This window comes from Henriciella mobilis (assembly GCF_003576285.1).
GTDB lineage: Bacteria > Pseudomonadota > Alphaproteobacteria > Caulobacterales > Hyphomonadaceae > Henriciella > Henriciella mobilis.
Map to the genome: position 1 here is coordinate 167024 of NZ_QWFX01000005.1, position 23588 is coordinate 190611.

23 protein-coding genes are annotated in these 23588 nt (G+C 62.6%); 13 read left to right on the plus strand and 10 right to left on the minus strand.

All coding sequences use genetic code 11. The features are described from left to right. The first annotated feature begins 6 nt into the window (after positions 1-6). On the plus strand, positions 7-648 hold the full coding sequence (locus D1223_RS00800; RefSeq protein ID WP_119374511.1) for a porin family protein: 642 nt from the start codon (positions 7-9) through the stop codon (positions 646-648). 67 nt (positions 649-715) lie between these two features. On the opposite strand, the gene D1223_RS00805 is transcribed toward D1223_RS00800, so the two are convergent. Further along, positions 716-1462: a sulfite exporter TauE/SafE family protein gene (locus D1223_RS00805; RefSeq protein ID WP_119374512.1), complete on the minus strand. Its 747-nt coding sequence runs from the start codon at positions 1460-1462 to the stop codon at positions 716-718. Here D1223_RS00805 and D1223_RS00810 point away from each other — a divergent pair. Together D1223_RS00810 and D1223_RS00815 are read left to right on the plus strand one after the other, a co-directional pair. Then, a complete protein-coding gene (locus tag D1223_RS00810) occupies positions 1461-2147 on the plus strand; it encodes an NUDIX domain-containing protein (RefSeq protein WP_233352989.1) in 687 nt (228 codons plus the stop codon). The genes D1223_RS00805 and D1223_RS00810 overlap by 2 nt on opposite strands. A gap of 84 nt (positions 2148-2231) precedes the next feature. Continuing rightward, on the plus strand, positions 2232-2918 hold the full coding sequence (locus D1223_RS00815; protein WP_119374513.1) for a PepSY domain-containing protein: 687 nt from the start codon (positions 2232-2234) through the stop codon (positions 2916-2918). Between the two features lie 64 nt (positions 2919-2982). Here D1223_RS00815 and D1223_RS00820 read toward each other — a convergent pair whose 3' ends face one another. The 3 genes from D1223_RS00820 to D1223_RS00830 all read right to left on the minus strand — a co-directional run bounded on the left by D1223_RS00820 (position 2983) and on the right by D1223_RS00830 (position 6856). Next, complete coding sequence (locus tag D1223_RS00820) at positions 2983-5019, minus strand: M56 family metallopeptidase (protein WP_119374514.1); 2037 nt, start codon at positions 5017-5019, stop codon at positions 2983-2985. Continuing rightward, positions 5016-5378 carry a BlaI/MecI/CopY family transcriptional regulator gene (locus tag D1223_RS00825; protein ID WP_119374515.1) on the minus strand — a complete coding sequence of 121 codons (363 nt, stop codon included), beginning with the start codon at positions 5376-5378 and terminating at the stop codon, positions 5016-5018. The genes D1223_RS00820 and D1223_RS00825 overlap by 4 nt, the downstream gene beginning before the upstream one ends. A 119-nt stretch (positions 5379-5497) precedes the next feature. Continuing rightward, positions 5498-6856: an endonuclease/exonuclease/phosphatase family protein gene (locus tag D1223_RS00830; protein WP_119374516.1), complete on the minus strand. Its 1359-nt coding sequence runs from the start codon at positions 6854-6856 to the stop codon at positions 5498-5500. Between the two features lie 133 nt (positions 6857-6989). Here D1223_RS00830 and D1223_RS00835 point away from each other — a divergent pair, with 133 nt between their 5' ends. The 5 genes from D1223_RS00835 (at position 6990) to D1223_RS00855 (ending at position 11725) form a co-directional block, all read left to right on the plus strand. Further along, positions 6990-7775: a hypothetical protein gene (locus D1223_RS00835; RefSeq protein WP_119374517.1), complete on the plus strand. Its 786-nt coding sequence runs from the start codon at positions 6990-6992 to the stop codon at positions 7773-7775. Between the two features lie 59 nt (positions 7776-7834). Beyond that, a complete protein-coding gene (locus D1223_RS00840; RefSeq protein WP_233349812.1) occupies positions 7835-8530 on the plus strand; it encodes a DUF2270 domain-containing protein in 696 nt (231 codons plus the stop codon). Positions 8531-8790: 260 nt separating this feature from the next. Continuing rightward, entirely contained in the window at positions 8791-10068 is a 1278-nt protein-coding gene (locus D1223_RS00845) for a DEAD/DEAH box helicase (RefSeq protein ID WP_119375230.1), read from the plus strand. A 121-nt stretch (positions 10069-10189) separates the two neighbouring features. Then, positions 10190-10807, plus strand: a complete 618-nt coding sequence (rpsD, locus tag D1223_RS00850; RefSeq protein WP_119374518.1) for a 30S ribosomal protein S4 — start codon at positions 10190-10192, stop codon at positions 10805-10807. A 90-nt stretch (positions 10808-10897) separates the two neighbouring features. Continuing rightward, a complete protein-coding gene (locus D1223_RS00855; RefSeq protein ID WP_119374519.1) occupies positions 10898-11725 on the plus strand; it encodes a PPK2 family polyphosphate kinase in 828 nt (275 codons plus the stop codon). Between the two features lie 143 nt (positions 11726-11868). Here the strand turns inward: D1223_RS00855 and D1223_RS00860 are convergent, their stop codons facing one another. Then, positions 11869-12561: a head GIN domain-containing protein gene (locus D1223_RS00860; RefSeq protein WP_158586565.1), complete on the minus strand. Its 693-nt coding sequence runs from the start codon at positions 12559-12561 to the stop codon at positions 11869-11871. Between the two features lie 106 nt (positions 12562-12667). Here D1223_RS00860 and D1223_RS00865 point away from each other — a divergent pair, with 106 nt between their 5' ends. Beyond that, a complete protein-coding gene (locus D1223_RS00865) occupies positions 12668-13057 on the plus strand; it encodes a hypothetical protein (protein WP_119374521.1) in 390 nt (129 codons plus the stop codon). 91 nt (positions 13058-13148) lie between these two features. Here the strand turns inward: D1223_RS00865 and rimO are convergent, their stop codons facing one another. Beyond that, a complete protein-coding gene (gene rimO, locus D1223_RS00870; RefSeq protein WP_119374522.1) occupies positions 13149-14507 on the minus strand; it encodes a 30S ribosomal protein S12 methylthiotransferase RimO in 1359 nt (452 codons plus the stop codon). Between the two features lie 101 nt (positions 14508-14608). Between rimO and D1223_RS00875 the strand changes: the two genes are divergently transcribed. After that, on the plus strand, positions 14609-15145 hold the full coding sequence (locus D1223_RS00875) for a DUF7010 family protein (protein ID WP_119374523.1): 537 nt from the start codon (positions 14609-14611) through the stop codon (positions 15143-15145). Between the two features lie 56 nt (positions 15146-15201). Here D1223_RS00875 and D1223_RS00880 read toward each other — a convergent pair whose 3' ends face one another. Next, a complete protein-coding gene (locus D1223_RS00880; protein ID WP_119374524.1) occupies positions 15202-16671 on the minus strand; it encodes a S41 family peptidase in 1470 nt (489 codons plus the stop codon). A gap of 137 nt (positions 16672-16808) precedes the next feature. On the opposite strand from D1223_RS00880, the gene D1223_RS00885 reads away from it, so the two are divergent. Next, positions 16809-18035 (plus strand): winged helix-turn-helix domain-containing protein, encoded by a 1227-nt coding sequence (locus tag D1223_RS00885; RefSeq protein WP_147372631.1) that lies wholly within the window; start codon positions 16809-16811, stop codon positions 18033-18035. 74 nt (positions 18036-18109) lie between these two features. Beyond that, entirely contained in the window at positions 18110-18733 is a 624-nt protein-coding gene (locus tag D1223_RS00890; RefSeq protein WP_119374526.1) for a class I SAM-dependent DNA methyltransferase, read from the plus strand. Positions 18734-18743: 10 nt separating this feature from the next. Here D1223_RS00890 and D1223_RS00895 read toward each other — a convergent pair whose 3' ends face one another. Further along, a complete protein-coding gene (locus D1223_RS00895) occupies positions 18744-19931 on the minus strand; it encodes a CaiB/BaiF CoA transferase family protein (RefSeq protein WP_119375231.1) in 1188 nt (395 codons plus the stop codon). Positions 19932-19994: 63 nt separating this feature from the next. Further along, positions 19995-21011 carry a TauD/TfdA dioxygenase family protein gene (locus D1223_RS00900; protein WP_119374527.1) on the minus strand — a complete coding sequence of 339 codons (1017 nt, stop codon included), beginning with the start codon at positions 21009-21011 and terminating at the stop codon, positions 19995-19997. A 198-nt stretch (positions 21012-21209) separates the two neighbouring features. Between D1223_RS00900 and D1223_RS00905 the strand changes: the two genes are divergently transcribed. Next, positions 21210-22298 (plus strand): hypothetical protein, encoded by a 1089-nt coding sequence (locus D1223_RS00905; RefSeq protein ID WP_119374528.1) that lies wholly within the window; start codon positions 21210-21212, stop codon positions 22296-22298. A gap of 60 nt (positions 22299-22358) precedes the next feature. Here D1223_RS00905 and D1223_RS00910 read toward each other — a convergent pair whose 3' ends face one another. Further along, positions 22359-23219: a hypothetical protein gene (locus D1223_RS00910; protein ID WP_119374529.1), complete on the minus strand. Its 861-nt coding sequence runs from the start codon at positions 23217-23219 to the stop codon at positions 22359-22361. Between the last annotated feature and the right edge of the window lie 369 nt (positions 23220-23588).

A 23588-nucleotide genomic window follows, 5' to 3' on the forward strand; every position in this document is an offset into this window, starting at 1 on the left:
CCTCCCATGCTTAAACATCTTCTCATCGGAGCCAGCGCAGCAGGCGCGATGACGATTGCTGCTGGTGCCGCACAGGCGCAGGGATATGCAGCCGGGTCAGAAGACACCGGCTTCTATCTGCAAGGCGGCTACAGCTATCTCGACATCCAGCCGGACGGCGCCGAATCCGGTGTCGATACCGATGCCATTACGGCCCGCGCCGGCTATCAGTTCAGCCCGTATTTCAGCCTTGAAGGTGATATCACGACGGGCATCGACGATGGCGAGTTCGACTACAATGTCGATGAAGATGACTTCAATCTCGACGACAACAATGATGGTGACTTCAACGACCTGATCAACGCGTCCGGCGACATCGGCCTGAACTATCTGGTCGGCGTCTACGGCAAGGCATCCATGCCGGTCAGCGACAAGCTCGATGTGTTTGCGCGCGCCGGTTATGCCTTTGTCGATCTCGACGCGACAGTCACCACACCCGGTGGGACGGATCTCACCACCGTCGAGGACTCAGAAGACGGCGCCGCGCTTGGTGCCGGTGCCGAGTTCGACCTGACAGAAAGCTGGGTCCTGCGTGGCGACTACACATGGTATGGTTTCGGCGACACCGATACCCATGCCGCCATGATCAGTGCTGGCTACAAGTTCTAGCACTCGACCACCTTGCGATATCGCACGGCGCCGGTCTCTCAGAATGAGAGGCCGGCGTTTTTTTGCTCTACAGCCAACCGGCGGCCCGCGCGAGATAGACGACGCCAATTGCCGTCACCAGCCAGCGCATCCAGCGCTTGAAGTTCACGTCGTTCATCCGCTCCAGTACCAGCCCGCCCAGCCATGTGCCAGTCATCGAGAGCGGGATGGCAAGCGCAAACAGCCACAGCGGCGGCATGGCAGCGAGGCCTGCCGAGGCCACGACAGGCGCGCTCCAGAAGGCGATCTTGACGAGATGCGCGAGGACCTGCGTGGCCGATTTGGTGGCCACGATGGCCTGTCGGGTCATGTCCGTGCGCACGAAGAAAAGGTCGAGCAGCGGGCCAGCCACGCCGGCCAGCGTATTCAGCGCCTGCACGACAAAACCGGCCGCCTCGGCCTGACCGCGCTTCTGGATATCAAGATCGATGATGGCCTTGGGCACCCACACCATCAGCGGTGTCAGGCCGAGCAGGAGATAGACAATGGTCTTGTCGGGGCGCCAGGCGAGCAGGATCAGAAGCAGGACGGCCGCCAGCGAACCGACCGTGTAACGCGCGAAAATCCGCCAGTTGATATGCTTGCGCAGCAGGAAAGCGCGCCAGCCATTCGACACCATCTGGATCGCGCCATGCACGATCATGGCTGTCGCGACGGGCAGGATCGCCGTCAGCACGCCCATCAGGATGAGCCCGCCTGCCATGCCGAAGATGCCCGAAATAAACGCTGTGATCAGTGTCGCAATGAGAATGATAAGGGCACTGATCCATGTCATGGCTCAGGCGATAGGCCATCGCCGCGCGATTCGCCAGCATCGCTCAGCTCCGGGCTTTTCGGATCCGAATTCCGGCCATAGGCTCGCTCGCATGTCGGATGATGTACGAAGAGTTGGCCCGTGGAAGGTCCATCGCACGGAAGTGTCGTTCGAAAACCCCTGGGTCCGGGTGGAGTCCAGCCATGTCACCCATCCGAACGGGGACCCCGGAACCTATGGTGTCGTCCGGTATGCCAATCTCGCGATTGGCGTCCTGCCGGTCGACGAGCATGGCCATACCTGGCTTGTCGGCCAGCATCGGTTTCCCTTCGATGAGTATAGCTGGGAGCTGCCTGAGGGCGGCGGCGGCAAATCCGAGCCGCCGCTTGGAACAGCCCGGCGTGAGTTGCGTGAGGAGACCGGCCTGTCGGCGGCGCACTGGCATGAGATCGGGCACTGGCACTTGTCGAATTCGGTCAGTGATGAGCGGGCGATCGGTTACCTTGCCTGGGGACTGTCCGAGGGCGATGCGCAACCCGAAGCGAGCGAGGAACTTGCCCTGCGCCGGGTCTCGATGAAGACGCTCGTTGCCATGTGCCTGGCAGGCGAGGTGACGGATGCGTTCACCCATCTCATGGTGCTGACAGCGCTTGCGCAGGCCCGCGAAGGCCGATTGCCTGCCGATGTGTCGCGATTGCTGGTCTGACCCGGTGCATGCTCGCTTCACCTCGACAGGTCCGGTGTGTCTTCTGCAGAAGCCCTTCAATGTAGCCGAGCCGGGAGTGTTGTGATGTCCAGGAATGCGCGGCGTTTGGCCAGGGCGCACAAGCTTGTCGGTCTCGTTGTTGGCCTCCAGCTCTTGTTCTGGACCGCGAGTGGACTGTTCTTCACGCTCTTTCCGATCGAACAGATCCGCGGCGAACACTTGCGTAAAGAGTCCGCGTCAATGGACGCGGCTGACCTTGCGGGCATTGTGCCGCCGCCGCTCTCGGGTCCGGTCGAGCAGCTGGAGCTGCGGGTGATCCTCGGGCAACCGGTCTGGGAAGCCGCCTCCGAAAGCGGTAGCCAGCTATTCGACGCCCGGTCAGGTTCGCTGCTGCCGGCGCCCGACGCTGACGCCGTGCGCGCCATCGCTGAAGCGGCCTGGGCGGGCGATGGCGCGGTGACCAGTGTCGAGCTTGTCGAGCGCCCACCGCGCGAGGCATTTTCCGGCAAACCGCTCTGGCGGGTCGATTTCGATGGGGCCGACCGGGCGACGTTCTGGGTTGATCCAGACACGCGCGAGGTCAAGGCCGTGCGAACCGGAAAGTGGCGCCTCTTCGATGTGTTGTGGCGCTTTCACATCATGGATGTGACGGGCGACGACCGGTTCGATTCCTGGTGGTTGAAGCTCTTCGCCTTTCTCGGTCTGACTACCGTGCTGTTCGGCATCGGGTTGCTCGTCCATCGCGCCATGGCAGGCCGGCTGCTCAGATAAAAAAGACCCCCGCCAGAGGGCGGGGGCCAGAGGGGTCCTGGTGATCAAATCCGGTTCGAAGGGATCAGTCGTCTGTCCAGGAGAATTCGAAGGAATAGGAGCGCTGCTGGGTGAAGCGTTCCTTCTCGGCGTCGGTAAGGGCCGGGTGATTGGCAACAAAGCCCTTCACGTCTTCGTCCTCGAGCCGCGAGCGGTCGCCGCCGACGCAGAGCGCGCGGTACATCTGCCCATCCTCGCCGCGGGTGCTGACGATAACCGGTGAAGTTTCGTCACTGTCCCGGTCTTCGCACTGGTCGGCCAGATCTTCCACGACCTCGCCGGCCGCTTCCAGGTCGTCCTCGAGGCCGTCCTCGAAGGCCATGGCAACGCGCGCTTCCATCCGTTCGGCCAGTTCTTCCATACGCTCGGCCTTGTCTTCCATGCGGGTCTCGATCACCAGAGCGATCTTTTCAGCCCGCTCGGCCTGTGCTTCCGCCATGGCTTCAATGCGTTCGGCATGGGCTTCGGCGAGGGCGGCAGCCTTCTCGATCTGGATTTCGAAGTTCTTTCCGTCGAGCTTCGAGATGAAGATCTCCTGGTCGGGGATGATGATCTTGATGCCATCATCGGTCTCGATCGTCTCGATATCGAAGCCGTCAAAGTCGAGGTCGAAGTCGAACGTCATGTTTCCCAGTTCTGCCAGGCCTTCGAGTTCCGAAAGGCCTTCCAGTTCGGAAAGGGATGCCAGTCCGGAAAGATCCATGTCCTGCAGGACTTTGAGCCCTTCAAGTTCTCCGATCTTGCTCATCTCGATCGAGAGAACCTTCATCTCGTCCTCGAGATCCGACAGGTCCAGCTTGTGAACCCTGTCGAGGCGTGGCTGGAGCGGTTCAAACGGATCGCTCAGGAGCACGAACTGCCGGTCGTCGTCTCCGTCATGAGAGGAGAAGCGGTAAACGCGGGTCTCATGATCCTTCACGACGTGAACTTCGCTCTCGTCGCCACCGGCCAGCTCGGCCGGGGACTGGTCCTTCGGGGAGGCCGACGCGGCACAGGAAGCGGTCGCGAAGATCGCAGCCGTGCCGATGGTAACCGCGAGGGTCGAGCCAAGCAGGCGGCGGCGAAGGGTAGGGGCGGCATTTTGCATCAGTATCAGTCTTTCTTTTATGGGATGCGCCAGGGTGAGGTTCGCGCCCGAAAACGCGGTGTCGGCCGGTCCGGCAAGGCGGGCTGCCTTGACGAGGGTGCGGCCATAGGAGAACGCCGATGATGTTCCCGCCCGAAGTACATCAGCGTCGCAAGCGGCTTCCTGGTCCACCCGGAAGGCCCGGATGGCGACATGAGCCAGGGGATTGAACCACTGCACGGCCAGCATGATCTGGGCGATGTGCAGGGCCAGAAGGTCGCCGCGCTTGATGTGCATGAGCTCATGGGTGAGTGCATCACGCCGTTCGCGCGGGGAATAATCAGCCTCGAACCATTCCGGCAGCAGGATCACGGGCTTCAGAAAGCCGGTGACCAGAGGACTGCCATTGAGAAGGCTTGTGCGGACCTCGAACCTGCGGCGCACCTTGAGCTGGGCCGCGATCTCATGGGTCATCTCGTTCACCGGATCGCTGGCCGGCGAGGAATCGTCGCGGATCAGCTGGTGGAAGATCGCCTGCCTGCGCCAGGCAAGACCCAGCATAACGGTAATCCCGATCAGCCAGACCGGTATCAGCATGGACGGCAGCGACGCGATGATGCCGTCCATCATGCCGGGTTCCGAAGCCTCGGGCGCAGCCGCCCAGTCGACTTTCACAACGGGCGGGAATTCGGCAGGCGCTGGCACTTCTACCTGTGTATCCACCCGGGCCGATATCCAGTGCGGTGCGGCAACTTCCGTCGTCCCTGGAGCGTCCTGCGTTGGTGCGAGGAAGCCGAACAGAGAAGTATTGGCCGGGAGCGGGGGCATGAATAGCCGCGCCAGTGGAACGAGCCACAGGGCATAGGCGGCTTTTGCGCCAAAGTTCCGGGCGAAGGGCTTGCGGACCAGCAGGACAAGCAGGATCAGCGCCGTGACGGCGATACTTGTCTGCAGGGCGTTTGCCAGCAGTGGGCTGATGTCGTTGAGCGCGTTCATTTCTTGAGTTCCCCCAACAAGGCTTCAAGATCGGCAATGTCCTCAGGGGTCAGCCCCCGGGAATCTGCGAGATGGGCAACCAGCGGCGCAGCGCGGCCGCCGAACATGCGGTCGACGAACTGTTTCGCCGCCTTTTTCTGGTAGTCGCCCCGCTTGATGGCAGGGCGGTAAAGATAGCGCCGGCCATCCGGCTCGGTCGTCAGTGCGCCCTTCTCAACCAGGCGCCCGACAAGGGTCTTGATCGTGCGGATGTTCCAGGACTTGTCGTCCTTCAACTCTTCGGCAATCTCGCTCGCGCCGATGCCGGGCTGGTCCCACAGCACGTTCATGATTTCAAGTTCAGCCGGTGTGATCTGCATCGGATCCACATCCCTCATTGACTACGGTTGTAGTCGATACGTTTGATTACAATTGTGGTCAATAGGGGAAATGTGAAATTTTTTTATGCGCCGGCGGGACGAAATTGCGCCGGTAGGCATCAAGGGGATTCTTTTTCCTGCTTTGCCTTCTCTTCGCGCATTTTTCTGACCTTTTCTGCCTTCCCGGTGGCGACAAACCAGAAAATCTTCCACGCCAGGCCAAGTGTCAGTTTTCCATCGACGCGCGCCGTGCCCTCCTTTTCCTTGCCGGGAATGTGAGGCGACTTGCGTTTGCGGCGGCGCTTGACCTCTGCATGGTCGGATGCCGGCGGCACCAGCGTACTGATGGTGCCGTCTTCTTCCTCGACGACTTCCAGCTGCGCGGGTTTGCCCTCCTGCTGGGCAGCGGCCGACAGATTGTGTTGAAGGTGCTCGTCGGAAAAATCGATCGCCAGCTCGACCCAGAGCGGCAGGTGATCCGAGATCTGCCAGGTGCGCCAGCGCGAGAGGTAATAGTCCTTGTCCTCGCTGCGGCTCTTTGGCGTGCCGTTCTCCTTCAGCTCGCGATGGCGCTCTGGCAGGACCGGGGCGTAGTGGTCGTAGTGTTCCGGCAGGTACAGCGACTTGGTGAAGTTGAAGGCGCCAGCATTGATGAAGGTTACCTTGTCCTTGCGCGTGCGGAAGGCGATCTGGTCATAATACTTGTCGCCCAGCACATTGGACGGGAAGAGCTCCGGCGGCAGCTGGAAGCCGGCACTCGTGAGGGCATCCATGGTCGCGCCCATCTTGTTGCCGATATTGAAGTCGCCCAGCAGGATGTAGTTCTCGTCCTCGCGGTCTGCCCGCCGGGCCATCTCCTCTGCAATATGCTTTATTTCAGCGACGCGGCGCTGGAACCGGTCGGAGTTCTTTTCATCCGATCCGAAATAGATGTGGACCGTGCAGAGCGTGAAATGAAACCAGCCAGCCTGGAAGCGGACCAGAAAGGGCGTGCGCGCGAATTGCTGCTCATCCGGCAGCAGGGCGTGTTTCGGCAGGACCACCTCGCCAGCGACATTCTGGAAATGGACCTTCGAACGGTCGAAGACAAAAGCCATCCGTTCGCGATTGCCTGATGACCCCACTGTGACATCGGTGGCAATGAAGTCCCATTGCGGCCCGAGGATCTCCATGACCTTGCGCAAGGGGTCGAGATTCTCATTGACCTCCTGAATGGCGCAGACATCGAAGCCGGAGATGATCTCGGCAATATAAAGAAGGCTTTCGCGGCGGCGCGGACCATGCCGGTACTTGTTGTTGTCGAAGTCGCGCAGATTCCATGTGCCGATGATCAGGCTGGAGTTGCGTGTCCGCGATGGAATGCCGATCCCCGGCGGCGATTTCATGTGCGCGCGCAGGTCCAGAAGGCGGCGCGAAACCCAGTCGCGCTCGTCCTCGGTAAAGAGATCGGGATCCCGAAGATCGGCATACCGGACCATACTGTCCCCTCCATGGCCTGCCAGCTGGCCCGCAGCCATTGAGCCTGCGAGTCAGGACTGGCGCGATTCGACAAGCCTGTTCCAGATCAAAACCGCTCATTGGACGTTCAGGCAAGCCATGGCAGGAGATGGCATGTTCAAAACCGCGATCGTCGCTACTCTTGCCGCAATTCTGGCCGTCACGTTCGCCGGGGCGCAGTCCGGGGCCGTCTGCGGACAGGATACCACGCTTTCCGGGCTGGTGCGCTGCGCCGCTGAAGCGGCCGCCGTGCTGCCGGAAGACAAACGGGTGCGTCTTCGCCCCGACATGCTCCGCACGGCGCAGAGCGTGGGCGGCGATGCGCTCGAAACCGAGATCGCCGGCCGGATGCCGCAGGCGCCAGCAAAACAGCGAACCGACACCGGCCCATATCCGGACTATGGCTGGCAAGCCGCCAAGGATCTGATCGAGACTGGCGGCATTGAAGCGCTGATGGAGGCTGCGCGGGCAAAGTCCGGGCCGCTTCGCTATGGGCGTGCCGAAGCGTTGCTCGCTGCGGGACAGCGCGCCGCCGGATTCGGGCTTGACGATGGGACAGCGCGCCAGCTTGCCGCCCAGGATGGCCTTGCCTGGCGACTCAACGAGGTCCTCCTGGAGATGGCACGCTCTGCCGAGGCTTTCGAGGCCGGAGACCTTGCCCATGCGGCCGCACGGCTTGCAGCACTGCGCTGCGACCTCAAGACGTTCGACACCGCGCGCACGATGACTCTCGCGCCGGATGCGATCCGATATACCTTCTGGCGTGCCCGGATTACAGGGGACCGTGCTGGACTACCCACGGCCATCATGACCGGGGCCAGCAGCGAGGATACCAGGCCCATCCGCCAGGCCCTCGATGGGATAGAATTCCTTGCGGAATTCGGGGCGTGCGACGGATAATGCCCTAAAGTCAAAAGACATTCTCGCGATTTGTGCGACTCGGGTGTATAGTCGCCCGCGTGACAGATGATATTGATAGTGAACTGATTGAACCGGTATCCGGCGCCAAGGAAATAGGCGCGCTTGCCCACCTGTACCGGGCGGAGGTTTACCGCTCCACGATCTGGCGCCAGCGGCTTGATATGACGACCAACTGGGCTGTCGTGTCGACCGGCATTGCGCTGTCGGTCAGTTTCGCGACGGCGACAGCCTCGCCGCTCCCGATTCCGCTGGTCGGCATGCTGACCATCATGTTCCTTTTCCTGGAGGCGCGGCGCTACCGTTACTTCATGACCTGGAAGTTCCGGGCGCGCCTGCTGGAGCTGGCGCTGATGGTGCCGATCCTGCGCGGCAAGGGGGGTGACATCGCGCTCGACCGGGGAACAGCGCTTTCGGATGACTATGTCACGCCGGACTTTCACATCTCCGCCTGGCAGGCCATCGGCCACCGGCTGCGGCGCAACTATCTCTGGATATTCATGATCCAGTATGCCGCCTACATCGCGAAAATCTGGATTCACCCGATTGAGGCCGTAACCATCGACCAGATGCTCCAGCGGGCCCATATCGGGCCGGTTCCCGGGCTGCTTGTCCTGGCTGCGGGCACAGCGTTGCTGGTCGCATTCGTAGTGATCACGATCTGGACCTATCGCGAGAAGAAACGGGATACTTCGCGAATGTCCGATTACCTCAAGGGCGAGGATTTTCCGGCCTGATTCCGCCCCTGCCGCATTAGTCCATTGCTATTCCGGGCAAACCCATTATCTACGCGCCAGACGCCTCAGGCATCGATCAAGTGATCCACCAGCCACTTCGGCCCGGATCGAGCGACTTTCCTAAAACGATCGTTGCCTTGCGAACCAAGCCCTGAACGCGCGACTATCCAGCCGGCAGAATGATCTGCTGGCCTGGCCTATTGGCGCCTATTTCCGGTGCGGGAAGACCCCACCCATCAGGCATATTGAAAGTTTTCTTTTTGACCCAATTCTCCGATCTCGGCCTCGCCGAGCCGATCCTGCGCGCGATTTCCGCACAGGGCTATGAAACCCCGACACCCATCCAGCAACAGGTCATTCCGGCCATGATGGCTGGAAACGATATACTTGGCACGGCGCAGACAGGGACCGGCAAGACCGCCGCCTTCGTGCTGCCACTTCTCAATACGCTGGCGAAATCGAACCGCCGCCCAGACGCGAAGGCGTGCCGCGCGCTTGTGCTTGCCCCGACCCGTGAGCTGGCTGCGCAGATCGTCGAGAGTGTCCGGGCCTACAGTGCCGAAATGCGCACCTCCGTGACCATGATCATCGGCGGCATGAAGATTTCCAAGCAGGTGCGCGCCATGCAGCGCGGCATGGATATCGTCGTCGCGACTCCCGGTCGCCTGCTCGATCTGCAATCCCAGAATGCCATCCGCCTCGACCAGGTCGAGACGGTCGTCATCGACGAGGCTGACCACATGATGGATATGGGCTTCCTGCCGCAGATCCGGAAAGTCCTCGCCCAGCTGCCGGAAAAGCGCCAGACGGTGCTGCTGTCGGCCACCATGCCGAAGGATATCCGCGCGCTGGCCGACAAGTTCCTCGACAATCCGGTCAACATTGCTGTTGCAGCGGAGTCTCGCCCAGTCGAGCGGATCGACCAGAGCGTGCGGTTCCTGACCCCCAATCAGAAGCGTGACGCGCTGACCGAGATTCTCAGCGCCGACAATGTCGACAGCGCCATCGTATTCACCCGGACCAAGCGCGGCGCCGACCGTGTCTCCCGTCACCTCGAAGATGCCGGAGTCGCCTCCGCCGCAATCCACGGCAACAAGAGCCAGAGCCAGCGCACCAGGACGCTGGATGCCTTCAAGGGCCGTCAGCTGCGCGTCCTCGTGGCAACCGACATCGCGGCGCGCGGTATCGATATCGACAAGGTCAGCCATGTCGTGAACTTTGAGCTGCCCAATGTTCCGGAGTCCTACGTCCACCGCATCGGCCGCACAGCGCGCGCCGGTGAATCCGGTACGGCGATCACGCTTTGCGCCCCCGATGAACGAAAGCTGCTGCGTGATATCGAGAAGGTCATCGGCAACAGGCTGCCAGGTAGCGATGCTGCGGGACCTGATGAATCGCAGGGCGAAAAGGCCGGACGGTCGTTCCGCCCGGAAAAGGACGGCCAGCCCCGGCGCAGGCCACGCCGCCGCGGACCGCGCGGACAGGGCGGCGCAAAAGGGCATCGCAAGGGCCAGGGGCAAAGCAGTCAGGCCTCTTGACCACCCGGCGCTTTTCCCTTTTAAAGCGCCGCTTCAGGACGGGTAGGTGTGGTGCCGCCGTTGAGATCGTGAAGCTCGCAAGGGACGCTTCACCGGCCCACGTCGAAAAAGGAAGACACCTATGTCACGTCGTCACTCGACGAAGTACAAGATCGACCGTCGCGTCGGTGAGAATATCTGGGGCCGCCCCAAATCTCCGGTCAACAAGCGTCCGACCAAACCCGGCCAGCACGGTCAGGGCCGCCGCGGCAAGACCTCTGACTATGGTCTGCAGCTCATGGCCAAGCAGAAGCTGAAATTCCACTACGGTGACATCACCGAGAAGCAGTTCCGCAAGACCTATGACGAAGCCAACCGTCAGAAGGGCAACACGGCAGAGAACCTGATCGGCCTGCTGGAAAGCCGTCTGGAAGCGTTCGTCTATCGCGCCAAGTTCGTTCCGACGATCTTCGCGGCCCGCCAGTTCGTGAACCACGGCCACGTGAAGGTGAACGGTGTGAAGACCAATATCGGGTCCTATCGCCTGAAGGCCGGTGACGTTGTCGAGATCCGCGAGAAGTCCCGCAACATCGCTCTCGTTCTCGAAGCCCTCGGTTCGCCGGAGCGTGACATTCCAGAGTATATCGACGTCGATCCCAAGGCGATGACCGCGACGTTCGTTCGCGTGCCGGAACTCAACGACGTGCCTTATCCGGTCAAGATGGAACCGGCCCAGGTCGTCGAATACTATTCTTCGTAAGTCTGCAAGGACTTGCGCAACAGGTCAGGCCGCGCTCAATTGGGCGCGGCCTTTTCTTTTTGAGTTTCAGGGATCTGGAGGTCCGCACCGATGAGCACCCCATCAATCGAGGACGTTCGCAAGCGATTCATCGCCCCACCCGGCAAACCGTTTGACCTGTCATCCCGAGACAGTGGCGACCGCGATCTTTTCCCGGACAAGAAGCACGCCCGTAAATCGCTGAAGTCGGATGCCGGCGCGATCGATGAGTTGCAGGACCTGCTCTATGCCACGCGCGAAAAGGCCCTGCTCATCGTGCTTCAGGGCATGGACACCTCGGGAAAAAGCGGGGTTATCCGGAACGTGTTTGCGCAGACCTCGCCGCTTGGCATGAAGGTCAAGGCCTTCAAGGCGCCGACGCGGATCGAGCTTGGCCATGACTATCTCTGGCGGGTGCATGAGGCGACGCCGCGCAAGGGCTTTGTCGGGATATTCGACCGGTCACAGTACGAGGATGTTCTGGTCGTGAAGGTGCGCAATTTCGCGCCCGCAGACCAGGTCGAGCAGCGATATGAGCAGATCAACCAGTTCGAGAAGCACCTCACCGAGAATGGCACGAAGATCCTGAAATTCATGCTTCATGTCGGCTATGAAGAGCAGGGAATCCGCCTCAAGGAGCGCATCACCGAACCTCACAAGCGGTGGAAATTCAATCCGGCTGACCTCGACGACCGGAAGATCTGGCCGGAATTCATGAAGGCTTACGAGACCATGGTGGAGCGCTGCTCGACCGACTGGGCGCCTTGGTATGTCATTCCTTCCGATAGCCGTACCCGGCGCAATGCTGCCATTGCGCGGATCATTCGCGGCGCCATGGAAGACTTGAAACTGCAGTGGCCGGACCCCGGCTACAAGTTGGAAGACTTTGATTTCGGGTGATTTTCTTCGCCGCCTGAACAGGTTGGCCCGCCCGGTATGACTGGCGACGGGTCAATCACCAGTACCGGGCGGGCCGCATGATGCGCTCGGGCGTCGATTGTCAGGGTCGGGGTCACGACCCACGCATCATGGTCTCCTGAAAGCTAGCCGACCGAAACCGATCCGCCGCTTGATTTGTCGATTGTGACATCGGTTGCGCCACCGCTGACGCGGACAGATCCGCCGCTGGAGGCATCGGCATTCACGCGATTGGTGGCGTAGGCGCGGATCGAGGCACCGCTTGACACATCGGCCTCAAGCGCTGTGCATTGCAGGTCCGAGGCATCGATGCTCGCGCCGGACGAGGCATCGGCATCGATTTCCGTGCAACTGCCGGAAATTTCGGCGCTCGAGCCGCTGGAGGCTTCGACTTCTATATCGCCGACGGAAGCATTTGTGATGACGGCGCGGGCGCCGGAGGACACGTCGAGGGAGGCGTCGTCGCCGGAGAGGCCACTGCCTTCGATATAGGAGCCGGAAGACGCCTCGATATCGCTCAGCGAGGGCACCCCAACCGTGACTGTGTAGGATTCCCGCTTGCCGCCCCAGTTTATCTTCTTGGCGCGGGAGAGGATAAGCGCCCCGTCATCCACCTCGACCTTGATGTCGCTGAAGTCACCTTTTTCGTTCTCTACCGACACCGATTGCGGCACGCCGGTTTCGTAGTAAACTTTTATGCCTGCCGAGACGTCGATGGCGTCAAAATCCGACACGCTGAAGGTGCGTGTTTCAGCGAAGGCAGGTGTAGCAGCGACAGCGCCTGCAGCGAGGCCGGCAAGGGCAATACGAACGCGCATGATGGTATCCTTTTTCAAAGTCCGTCGCAGGGAGAATCTAGTACTTGACTTGTTCATATCGATAGTCAATACGCTTCAATATCGTAAGTCAATAAGGAATCTTTCGATGACGAAAAATTTTTCCTCCCTGCTCATGCTTCCAGTCATGGGTGCTACACTTGTCGCTCTCTCGGGTTGTATCGTAATTGATGCCGATGAGGAAGACCTTCATTCGGAACTGGCAATTTCCCCGCACTACGGCACGATCAAGGCGGCGGATATTACCGGGGACACGGTGACGGTCCGGGTCTCCTCCAATGGCTGCACCACGAAGGAGTTCATCGGCACTGATGTGCGGCGGATGAATGGTGACCGGTTCTCGGTCGGGTTCTACCGCGAGAAGGAGGATTATTGCCGCGCGAACCTGCCGGATGGTGTGGCGCTGAGCTGGTCATTCTCCGAACTCGGCATCCCCGACGGGGCAGAGGTGAGCGTGCGCAACACGGTCCGCAACTAGATTGGACGGAGTCCATTTTCCGTACAATTCCAGTATGATTCCGGGATGATTGCAGTCTGATTGCAGTCTGGCGCCGGACATCCCGGCCCGTTTAAGCCGGTTCGGCGTAAAGGTCGTATTCGTCGGCGTCCGTCACCCGGACGCTGACGATGTCGCCGGCCGAGACATCTGTAGCGCCGGAGAGGTAGACAACGCCGTCGATTTCCGGTGCGTCGGCCTTCGACCGGGCCAGAATTTCCCCCGGTTCCTCGCCCGGCCCGTCAATGATGACGTCCTGCACCGTTCCGATCTGGGCGGCGGCCCGTTCGGCGGAAATTTCCGCCTGCAGCGCCATGAAGCGGTGCCAGCGCTCTTCTTTCACCTCTTCCGGCAGGTGGCCCTCGAGCAGCCGGCTCTCGGCATGTTCGACATTCTCGTATTTGAAGCAGCCGGCGCGGTCGATCTTCGCCTCGCGGATGAAGTCGAGCAGGATTTCGAAGTCTTCTTCGGTCTCCCCCGGAAAGCCGACAATGAAGGTCGACCGGATGGTCATGCCCGGCACGTCGCGGCGCCATTGCTGGATGCGCTCCAGAACCCGGTCCTGCTTGGCCGGGCGCTTCATCGCCTTCAGCACATTGGCCGAGGCATGCTGGAAGGGGATGTCGAGATAGGGGAGGATCGCCCCCTCGGCCATCAGCGGGATCACCTTGTCGACATGCGGGTAGGGGTAAACATAGTGCATCCGCACCCAGGCGCCGAGCGAGCCGAGCCCGCGCGCGAGGTCGAGGAAGCGGGTCTCGTAGGCTTCGCCCTTCCAGGTCTGCGGGGCGTATTTCACATCGAGCCCATAGGCCGACGTGTCCTGGCTGATCACCAGCAGCTCGTTCACGCCAGCCTTCACCAGCTGTTCGGCTTCGGTCAGCACATGATGGATCGGGCGCGAGACAAGGTCGCCGCGCAGCTTCGGGATGATGCAGAAGCTGCAGCGATTGTTACAGCCCTCTGAAATCTTGAGATAGGAATAGTGGCGCGGTGTGAGCTTCAGCCCCGTCTCCGGCACCAGGTCGGTATAGGCATTGGCCGGCGGCGTCAGATGCGTATGCACCGCATCCATCACCTGCTCATACTGGTGCGGCCCGGTCACCGCGAGCACCTTGGGATGGGCCTTCTGGATCACCTCCGGCTCGGCGCCAAGGCACCCCGTCACGATCACCTTGCCATTCGCCTCGATGGCCTCGCCGATGGCTTCGAGGCTTTCATCGCGCGCACTGTCGAGAAAGCCGCACGTGTTCACCAGGACGAGGTCGGCGCCCTCATAATCCGGCGCGATGGCATAGCCCTCGGCGCGCAGGCGCGTGATGATGCGTTCGCTATCGACCAGCGCCTTGGGGCAGCCAAGCGAGACAATGCCGACCTTGGGCTGGGTCTTCGGCTCACGCGTTTTCGGCGGGGTCTGGATGAGGGTGCTCATGGCCCGCGCCTTTACCAGCGACAGCAAGATTTAGGAAGTGGTTAGGTCTGTAGGGCTGAGGTATTCGCTGATGCGCAACCGCACCAGGACAGGAGACAGCCATGACCCTCGAAGACTACCAGGCGGACCTCCGCCGCTCCTATGTCGGGGGTGGGCCGGGGGCGATTGTTTCTGGCGTGGTCTGGGCGGCTTCTGCCATCGTGTTCAGTCAGTCAGGCCTTCAGGCGGGTTTCGCGACGCTGTTTTTCGGCGGAATGGTGATCTTTCCCATCAGCATGCTGCTCTGCCGGACGCTGTTCGGCCGTGCGGGCGTTGTTGCGGGTAATCCCGGCGGGCGGATCGTGGTCGAGACACTGCCAATGATGTTTGTCGGCCTGTTCGTCGCCTGGCTGCTGATGGCGAACCGGCCGGACCTTGTCTTTCCCATCGCGGCCATGGCGGTGGGCGCGCATTACTTCAACTTCCGCACCGCCTATGGCGACGTGACCTATTACATACTCGGCGGCCTGATGGTGGCCGTCGGCGCCGTCGCAGCCATGGGGCTGGGGCTGACATCGCTGCACACGATCGCGCTCATCGCGGCCATCGAAATCGCCTTCGGCGCCTACCTGGTCTTGGCGAACAGGAAGAGCGGCTGAGGACATCAGCGGTCAGCTGCAGGCGATGCTGACGCTGATGCCTGCAATACCAGGGCCTATCCCGCTTCGCGGATCCGGGCCACAAGCGCATCCAGACGGACGTCTTCGGCGCCGCGTATGGCCGGGGCGCGGAGGGGCACGTCCGGCGTGACAGGGTGCGGGGTTTCATCGCCATTCGGGCGGATGATGTGCGCCTTGGGAAAACCGACCGGGAAGCCCGTATTCGGCAAGGTGAACTGCTCCATCCCGCCATAGGTCGTCGCCATGTCGCGGGTCGGCTCGCCATAGATCGTGCCGAAGCGGTAATCCTGTATCAGGGCCGCGACAGTGACCGCATTGGAATAGCTGTAGCGATTGACGAGGACATGCACGTCACCCTCGAAACGCTCGCCCTGGCGCGGCGCGGCATAGGGCAGTTCATAGGACACGACCTCACCCGGCGCCGCTGACGCATAGAGTGCGGCCAGCCGGGCTGACGTGCTGTCTTCACCGGCCGTCTCAAGACGCGCTTGATTCGAGGCGATGGCCTCCGCGCTGACGCGGATCCGGAAGTCGGATGCAAAGCGGAACGGCTCGTCGGCGAACCAGGCGACAATCGGGTCCGAGAAGGAGTTGTCCCCGCCCGGATTGTCCCGAAGGTCCAGCACCAGGTCGCTGACGCCCGCCTGAATGAAGCCTGTAAAGGCGTCATCCACGAACGCTGTGAAGGCCGCGACAGCATCCTTGGAATAGGCCTCGCCCGGCTCGGTCGCATCCACGTCGAAGAAGGGGCCGGGGCGCAGGTAGCCGACCGTCTCGCTCAGCAGGCGCGCCTCGCGCCCGGCAAGATCGAAGCCTTTTTCCTGAGTGACAAGCGTGTCGATCTCGTCAATCGGGATCGCAGGCAGCGCGGCCGTGATGGTTTCCTCGCTCCGCTCGACCGTGACGTTGAAAGTGTCCTTCGGCCCATAGGCAAGCCACATATAATAGGGCTCGCCGCCCGACATCATCGAATAGGCAAGTGCAGGTGTCTCGGCTGGAATGAACGCTAGCAGGCCAGCAAGCCAGATCGGGTTCGGTTCGCCTTCGAGCGCGCGCAGCCGGTCACCCGGTTTCACATCGCTTCCGCTCGGGGCGCCTGCCACCACGACTTCGCCATCGACCACGGACAGCTTCAGCGGGAAGACCTTGCCGCCCGCCTCGATATGCGCCCTGAAACCGGGGTTCAGGCTGTTGATGCGCGCATGGGCATGATGGGCGAGCGCTGTGAAGCGCTGGAAGTCCGAATGCAGCTCGGCCAGCGAGACCGGCGCGGTGTAACGCGCCCGAAGTGCCTCATACTTCGCATCGAAGACCGGTTTCGGCGTTGCCGCAAACAGGTTGGCATGACCGGCCTCAAGCCCTTCATAGAGCCGGTCGAGATCCTCGATGGCCTGGGCCGCGCTCAATGTGTCCGTGTTCGTCTCCGGCTCGGCGAGGGCGCAGGCGCCCAGCGCAGCGAGGCTGGCGGATGAGATGGCGATGGTTCGAATGATGTGACGGATCATGATCGTTTCAGCGTCCTTTGCGCGTTTGTCGTCGCCCGTCCTGCGGGCATGGCTTTACGCAAACACCTCGCCTTGTAGAAACGCCATGACCGGACAATCCTGAACGTCTGACCTTTTTATTCTTGGACCGATAAAGCGTGCAAAAGCCCCGATCCAGCAAGGACATGAAGATTGGCGACTGGCTGGTTGAGCCGGCGGCCAATCGCCTGCGGGCCGGCGGCAACGAGGTCGAGCTTGAGCCGCGCGTCATGGACCTGTTGATGCTGCTCGCCGAGCATCCGGGCAAGGTCATCTCCAAACCGGACATTGCAAAGGCGCTCTGGGGCGACATCCATGTGAATGACGATGCGCTGACCCGCACCGTCTTCAAGCTGCGCAAGGCGCTCGGCGACGATGCACGCGATGCGCGGTACATCGAAACCGTGTCCAAGCGCGGCTATCGCCTGATTGCGGATGTGGGGGATGCTGGCGCTGCGGCCGCGCCACGGGGGCATCTGCCACGGCTCGCGCTTCTCTTCGGCGGGGGCATTCTCGCGGCCGGTCTGGCTGGTCTTCTGACCCTGACTGTCTTCCGGTCGCCCGAACCGGCCAGTCCGGTGGGCAGCGAAGACCAGCGCCTGTCGCGCGCGGACGGGTTCTACAGCCAGTTCAACCGCTCGGACAATGAAGCCGCCCTTCGACTGTACGAGACCATTCTCGAGGAAAGCCCCGGCAATGGCGCAGCGCTTGCCGGCCTCGCCAATGCGCTTACCCAGCGCCTGGTGCGCTATGAAGGGGCGGCCGGTCCCGTCGATGAGCGCACGTCCCTGACCGAGGCGCTGGAGGGCGGCTGGCTCGACACGGCGAGGGCGCAGGATGGTCTCGACCGGGCTATCGGCCTGGCGCGGCGTGCAACACGAGCCGACCCCTCCCATGACCGGGCCTGGCGGGCGCTCGGCCTCGCCCTGTCGGCCCGGCGGGAATTTGACGAGGCCGAACGCGCCTATGAACGCGCGCTCGTCATCAATCCCGACGACTGGGGCACGATGATCAACCTGTCGGAGCTCTATCTCCTCACCGGCAGGCCGGAGCGCTCGACCCCGTATCTCGAGCAGGCCTGGCGCGCCATGGAGGCGGGCTATGGCGACAATCCGGTCGCGATCCGCCCGTGGCATAGCTCGGTCGGGCTGGCTGTCGCGGAACGCTATCTCGAAGCGGGCGATCCGCAGGCCGCCGAGCTCTGGTACCGGCGTGTGCTCTCACTCGACCCGCTGAACCCGCAGGCCGTGAGGGGGCTGGCGCAGCTTCTTCGCCAGTTCGGCGATGCCAGCCGCGCCGATGCACTCTGTCTCGAGCTGGAGAACGCGTCGGGCGAGACCTGCTGACGTTCCGGTGCGGGCGATGCTTGCCCCTGGCCCCTCGTTGGACAGGCGCGGCGGGGATCGGTTAGAAGGCCCGCATGACCGATGACTTCATTGACCGGGTCTACAGGACGACCGGACAGGACGAGATGCGCGCCCTCTATGATGACTGGGCAGCCGGTTACGACGCGGATCTCGAGGACAGCGCATACAAGACGCCGGGACGTGTTGCGGAGGCGCTCAGCGCCGCGCTTGCCGACAAGCAGGCGCCCGTGCTCGATTTTGCCTGCGGCACCGGCCTTTCGGGGGTCGCGCTGGCCGATGCCGGTTTCAAGGTCATCGACGGCGCCGATATTTCCGACGGCATGCTCGAAGAGGCCCGGCGCAAGGGCGTCTACAGGCATCTCATCAGGACCAGGCCAGACCAGCCGCTGCCGGTCGAACGTGGGGCCTACCGCGCGATCACCGCGGTTGGCGCGATCAGCGTCGGGGCCGCCCCCGGCGCGCTCTATGACGAACTCGTCGACCTGCTCACACCCGGCGGCTTCATGGTGCTGTCTCTGAATGACCGCAGCATTGCATTGGAGGATTATGGCGGGCGCCTGAAGGCGAGCATCGAGGCTGGGAAGGTCCGCAAACTGTCAGAAGAGACGGGCCCGCATCTTGTCCATGACGGCAAGACGACGCAATCGACGGTCTATGTGCTGGAGCGGCGCGCCTGAGGGCGGTGCCTTATCCGCCCGTCAGGACACCGCTTCTTTCCAGCTGCTCAAGCGTGTCCGCATCATAGCCGAGTTCGGACAGGACCGCACGGTTGTGTTCGCCGAGGAAGGGGGCGGCGCCCCTGATGCGGCTGGGCGTGCCATCGAATTGCGCGACGGGGCGGGGCTGGCGCACCGGGCCGAGCGTTCCGTATTCGTCGACGATGAGGAGGCCATTCGCCTTGACCTGCTCATCGTCGAGAAGGTCATAGCGTGTCAGCAGCGGCGCGCTCGGCACATCGGCCTCGTTGAGGGCCGCGAGCAGCGCCTCTGACGACCATCGCGCCAATTCGGCCGCGCACAATTCCTTGCGGATGCCGACATTCCGCATGCGGGGGCCTGCCTCCCTGAAGCGGGGATCCTCGATCCATTCCGGCTTGTCCAGCACCGTGCAGAGGCCCTTCCACTCTGCGTCCGAGACGGCGCCCACCGTGATGTAGCCGTCCTTCGTTTCGTAGATCAGGTCCATGCCGGAGCGGAATTCCGCCGGGTCCTTTTCCTGGCCGACAAAGTTGAGCGTGGCCATCTGCTCGGGCCAGAAGAAGGCGATCAGGGCGTCGAGCATCGACAGTCTGATATGCTGGCCAGCGCCGGTGCGGGCCCGCGCGAACAGGCCCGCCGAGATCGCCTGGGCGGCGGTCAGGGCGGTCACCTTGTCCGCGATGATGACCTGGAACATTTGCGGGCGGCCGGTCTTGCGGTCCGCCTGCACGTCGGTCGCCCCGGTCAGGGCCTGTATCACCGGATCGTAGACGCGCTTGTGGGAATAGGGGCCGGCATCGCCGAAGCCGCTCATGGAGACGTAGAGGATGTCCGGCCGGATCGCGCGCACATCAGCCTCGCCAAAGCCCATCCGGTCGATGGCGCCGGGGCGGAAATTCTGCACCAGCACATCGGCGCTCGCGATCAGGTCGCGCAGGACCGCCTTGCCCGCATCGGTCTTGAGGTCGAGCGATACCGATTTCTTGCCGCGGTTGCAGGAGAAGAAGCCGCCGGACATGCCCTTGTGGGCGGGGCCGAGGGCGCGCATCTGGTCGCCGCGCGGCGCCTCGATCTTGATGACGTCGGCGCCCTGGTCGGCCAGGATCATGCACGCCATGGGGCCAGAGACCATGGTTGTCAGGTCGAGTATCCTGATGCCGTCAAACGCGCCTGGCATGTCATCCCCCTGAAGTCTGATCGCGGGTGAGCCTGCCAGCATGCACGGGCCGGGCGTCTCCGGCTAGTTCTGCATCGGAATATGCTCGTCCCAGCGAAAGCCGATGCCGCCGCCCTGCCAGACGCCGGCGCTGAACGGGTTTGCGCCATGGATGTCGACAAAGGCCGGCAGGCCGAAGCCGGGCGAGAGCGGGTGGATCCCGCGAACCGTACTGCGGTGCATAATCCTGAGGCCCTGCTGCTCGGCGGGCAGGTGCGCTTCCGGCGCCGCGCGGTGCGCAACCGCGAGATTGTCGATGAAGACGCAATCATTCTCTTCATACTCGAAGGCGATGGCATAGCCATTGTCGAGGCCGGCATTGAGGATGTCGTTATAGTCCCGGCAGAGCGTCGTCAGCTCGGACGCATCGAGCAACCGGAACCCGTCCTCATCCGGCAGCTTCTCGATGACGGCGCCGGTCATGCCGAGGTGGAGCCAGATGCATGTCTGCTCCGATATGGGATGCGTGTGCACCAGCGGGTGCGTGACGCCGGAATTGGAATTCACCGAGGTCAGCCGGCTCCAGTACGCCTTCTTGGCATCGGGCAGGGCGTCATAGGCGCCAGCCTGATGGGCGAAATAGGTCCCGCCGCCTTTTTCGGCCGGCCGGATGATATGGTAGCCGGAATGGGAGAACGTCGCGGGAATGAAGCTGCCATCATTGTGCCATTGCGGACCGACGCCGGGGATGCCGTGCGCGCGGTCGTTCGACAGACGGAAGACGTGCGGGTTGCCGCCGGGCGTTGCCGGGTGGATGCCATGGGTGCTGTGCAATTGCCGCCCGCCCCACCAGCAGCTGGCGCGCAGGAAATCATCGACGTCCAGTTGCTTCGGGTTCTTGAAAACGAGGAAGCCGCGCCGGGCCATTTCCTGTTCCAGCGCGCGGCGCAGGTCGGGTGGCGGCGGGCTTTCGGACGTCAGGTCGATCCCGTGGACCTCTGCGCCAATCGGCTCCAGCGGGAGGAGCTTGCCGCCGGAAGCCTCGACAATGGCGACGTGGTCCGGATCAAGCGGTGGCAGGCTGGACGTGCTGTCAGGCAATGAGAGCCTCCTTCCCGACTCCACCTAGGAACGCGCAGGCCTTCACGAAAGGGGGCGGCCCCGGAAATGGCTTTGACCTTTTTTTGACCCGACCTACGCTTTGTCTATTGTGACCAGGCGTCAGATCAGGGCAGGCAGTGCGGTTCGCATTCGCGGTGTTTGCTATTGATCGCGGGATAAGAAGGGGGCTTTGAGGGCATGGGTTCATTTGTTCGGTTTCTGGTGGCGGGGCTATGCAGCCTGGCCGTGCTCACCGGCTGCGCCAGCCATCGCGGGGCGGGCACGATCAGCCCCTCGGGCTATGCCTATAATGAAGCGATTGCGAAGACGAAGAGCGAGCAGCTCCTGCTCAACCTGGTGCGCCTGAAATATCGCGACCCCATCGTGTTCATGGATATCGACGGCATCACGACGCAGCACCAGTACGTGTTCTCCGCCTCGGCCGAAAACCTCATACCGTTCCGCAACACCGCGGATGGCTCCTCGCTGATCATTCCGGGCGCGAGCGTCAGCGAGACACCGACCACGGTCTACAAGCCGCTCGACAGCAGCCAGTTTGCGCAGGACCTTCTCGCCCCGATTGCGCCGGAAACCGTCGTGCTGCTGGCCAATTCCGGCTGGAGCGTCGAGCGCCTGATGGCGTGCTGCATCGAACGTATCGGGCCGCTCTCGAATGCGGCCAGCGTCTCGGGCCCGACACCGGCCACCATTCCTGACAATTATGCGTTTCGCCAGATGGCAGGGCTGGTCCGCGAACTCCAGCAGGAGGAGCGCGTCACGATCGAGCGCCTGCCCGGCGGTGAAGGGGCTGGAACGCATCTCGTGATCGATGCGGTCGATACCGATGTCTGCGCGCCGCTTCGGGCGCTACTGGAGGCGCCGGATTGTGCGATGGAGTTCCGCCTCGTCGCAAAGGATTCCGGCCGGCAGGCCGATGCGGCCTTCGCCCAGACCCGCACCGTCCTTGGCGCGCTCTATACGTTGTCGCATGCGGTCGACGTCCCGCCGGCGCATCTCGATGCCGGCCTGACGACGCAGAGCGGAGTGGCCTCAGCACGCACGCCGGACTGGGCAGCCTATCTCGGCAATATCTTCGAGGTTCGTGCCGGGGCCAGCGAGCCCGCGGGTGCGGCGGTGAAAATCTTCTATCGCGATCACTGGTACTGGATCGATGACCAGGACCTGCAATCGAAGACGACCTTCAACCTCGTCACCTTCCTGCTTGCCCTGCAGTCCGCCGCCAGCGACGGCGCCTCACCGCTGCTGACAATCAATGCGGGGGGGTGAAGGGGCGCGCTGGATGGAAGGCCCGCCTTGCTGCGGGCGCTTCAAGTCTGGCGAGGCCTGTCAGTCCTGTTCGGGCACGCAGGCGTCGCCGCGCTTCTGGTAGGGCTTGTCACACTCCCAGCGGCTGCCGGTGTAGTCGAGATGGGCGTTCTCCGGCACCGTGACGGGCTCACACTTCGACCCCGCCGCACGATAGCCGCGGTCACAGGCCCAGCCCGGTCCATAAGAGGTGGTTTCGAGATATCCGTTCTCGGGCACGGCAACTTCAATGCACGAATCGCCTGAGCGGTAAAAACCGCGTTCGCAAACCCATTCGGACCCGAACGAGGTATCGCTGAGATAGGCATTGTCAGGTACCTGGATGGGCATGCAGCGGTCGAGCACCACCATGTAGCCGCGCTCGCATTCCCAGCCGAGCGGGCTGTGGCGGTCCGAGAGGAAGGCATTGTCGGGAACATCCAGCGCGACACAGGTGTCACCAGCTGCACGATACCCGCGATCGCATCCCCAGCTGTCACCGCGCTCCTTGAGGTAGCCATTGGGTGGAACAGCGACGGGCACGCACCGCCCGTCATTGGGAATGTAACCGTGTTTGCACAGCCATCCCCGATCATAGGAGCGGCTGGACAGGTAGGCGTTCTCGGGCAGTGCGATTGGCTCGCACGCACCTTCATTCCTGAAGAAACCGAGGTCGCAGGTCCAGCTGCCCCCATAGGCCGAGCGCGTGGCATTGTCCGGCAGGGGGTCAGCCTGCTGGCGGGCGCTGGCCACGGCTGGCAGGAAGAGCTGGGCGGCGAGGATGAGGGCGAATAGCAGGGCGATGTGGATGCGCTTGTCAGACAGGGGCTTGCGGTCCTGGCCAGGGGCAGGGGCGTCCAGCCTGTCCGGGCCAGCCGGACATGTTGTTCCAAACGTGATCATGGAGATCCTTTCTCGGGCCGGCACGCGAGATGTACGCAGCAGCGCCGTGCGCTCCGGTCTTGTCCGGAGCGTTGCGGGCAGAACCGGCGTGAACAGGATCTGAAATGAAATCGTGTCTGAAGGGAGAGGCTAAACCAACCGGGAGTCCAATCGGCGTATTCCACGCCGCCAGCCCATGCGCGCGTGTCGCGCTTCGACCGCCCATCAGTGGGGCCTATGGGGCGTCAGGTCAATCAGCTTCTGTCAGCAGGGAACCGCCGGGCGGGTGCCCGGTTGGCTTTCGGGCGCCATGTCGGCGGATCCAGTATCAGGCCCCCTTGATGTGACGTCAGCGGGAAATCAGCGGCCACAGTGTACGGCAAGTCCTGA

Coding starts and splice junctions, on each gene's coding strand:
- D1223_RS00800 (WP_119374511.1), top strand. CDS start 7: ATGCTTAAACATCTTCTCATCGGAGCCAGCGCAGCAGGCGCGATGACG.
- D1223_RS00810 (WP_233352989.1), top strand. CDS start 1,461: ATGGCTCAGGCGATAGGCCATCGCCGCGCGATTCGCCAGCATCGCTCA.
- D1223_RS00805 (WP_119374512.1), bottom strand. CDS start 1,462: ATGACATGGATCAGTGCCCTTATCATTCTCATTGCGACACTGATCACA.
- D1223_RS00815 (WP_119374513.1), top strand. CDS start 2,232: ATGTCCAGGAATGCGCGGCGTTTGGCCAGGGCGCACAAGCTTGTCGGT.
- D1223_RS00820 (WP_119374514.1), bottom strand. CDS start 5,019: ATGAACGCGCTCAACGACATCAGCCCACTGCTGGCAAACGCCCTGCAG.
- D1223_RS00825 (WP_119374515.1), bottom strand. CDS start 5,378: ATGCAGATCACACCGGCTGAACTTGAAATCATGAACGTGCTGTGGGAC.
- D1223_RS00830 (WP_119374516.1), bottom strand. CDS start 6,856: ATGGTCCGGTATGCCGATCTTCGGGATCCCGATCTCTTTACCGAGGAC.
- D1223_RS00835 (WP_119374517.1), top strand. CDS start 6,990: ATGTTCAAAACCGCGATCGTCGCTACTCTTGCCGCAATTCTGGCCGTC.
- rpsD (WP_119374518.1), top strand. CDS start 10,190: ATGTCACGTCGTCACTCGACGAAGTACAAGATCGACCGTCGCGTCGGT.
- D1223_RS00855 (WP_119374519.1), top strand. CDS start 10,898: ATGAGCACCCCATCAATCGAGGACGTTCGCAAGCGATTCATCGCCCCA.
- D1223_RS00860 (WP_158586565.1), bottom strand. CDS start 12,561: ATGCGCGTTCGTATTGCCCTTGCCGGCCTCGCTGCAGGCGCTGTCGCT.
- D1223_RS00865 (WP_119374521.1), top strand. CDS start 12,668: ATGACGAAAAATTTTTCCTCCCTGCTCATGCTTCCAGTCATGGGTGCT.
- rimO (WP_119374522.1), bottom strand. CDS start 14,507: ATGAGCACCCTCATCCAGACCCCGCCGAAAACGCGTGAGCCGAAGACC.
- D1223_RS00875 (WP_119374523.1), top strand. CDS start 14,609: ATGACCCTCGAAGACTACCAGGCGGACCTCCGCCGCTCCTATGTCGGG.
- D1223_RS00880 (WP_119374524.1), bottom strand. CDS start 16,671: ATGATCCGTCACATCATTCGAACCATCGCCATCTCATCCGCCAGCCTC.
- D1223_RS00890 (WP_119374526.1), top strand. CDS start 18,110: ATGACCGATGACTTCATTGACCGGGTCTACAGGACGACCGGACAGGAC.
- D1223_RS00895 (WP_119375231.1), bottom strand. CDS start 19,931: ATGCCAGGCGCGTTTGACGGCATCAGGATACTCGACCTGACAACCATG.
- D1223_RS00905 (WP_119374528.1), top strand. CDS start 21,210: ATGGGTTCATTTGTTCGGTTTCTGGTGGCGGGGCTATGCAGCCTGGCC.
- D1223_RS00910 (WP_119374529.1), bottom strand. CDS start 23,219: ATGATCACGTTTGGAACAACATGTCCGGCTGGCCCGGACAGGCTGGAC.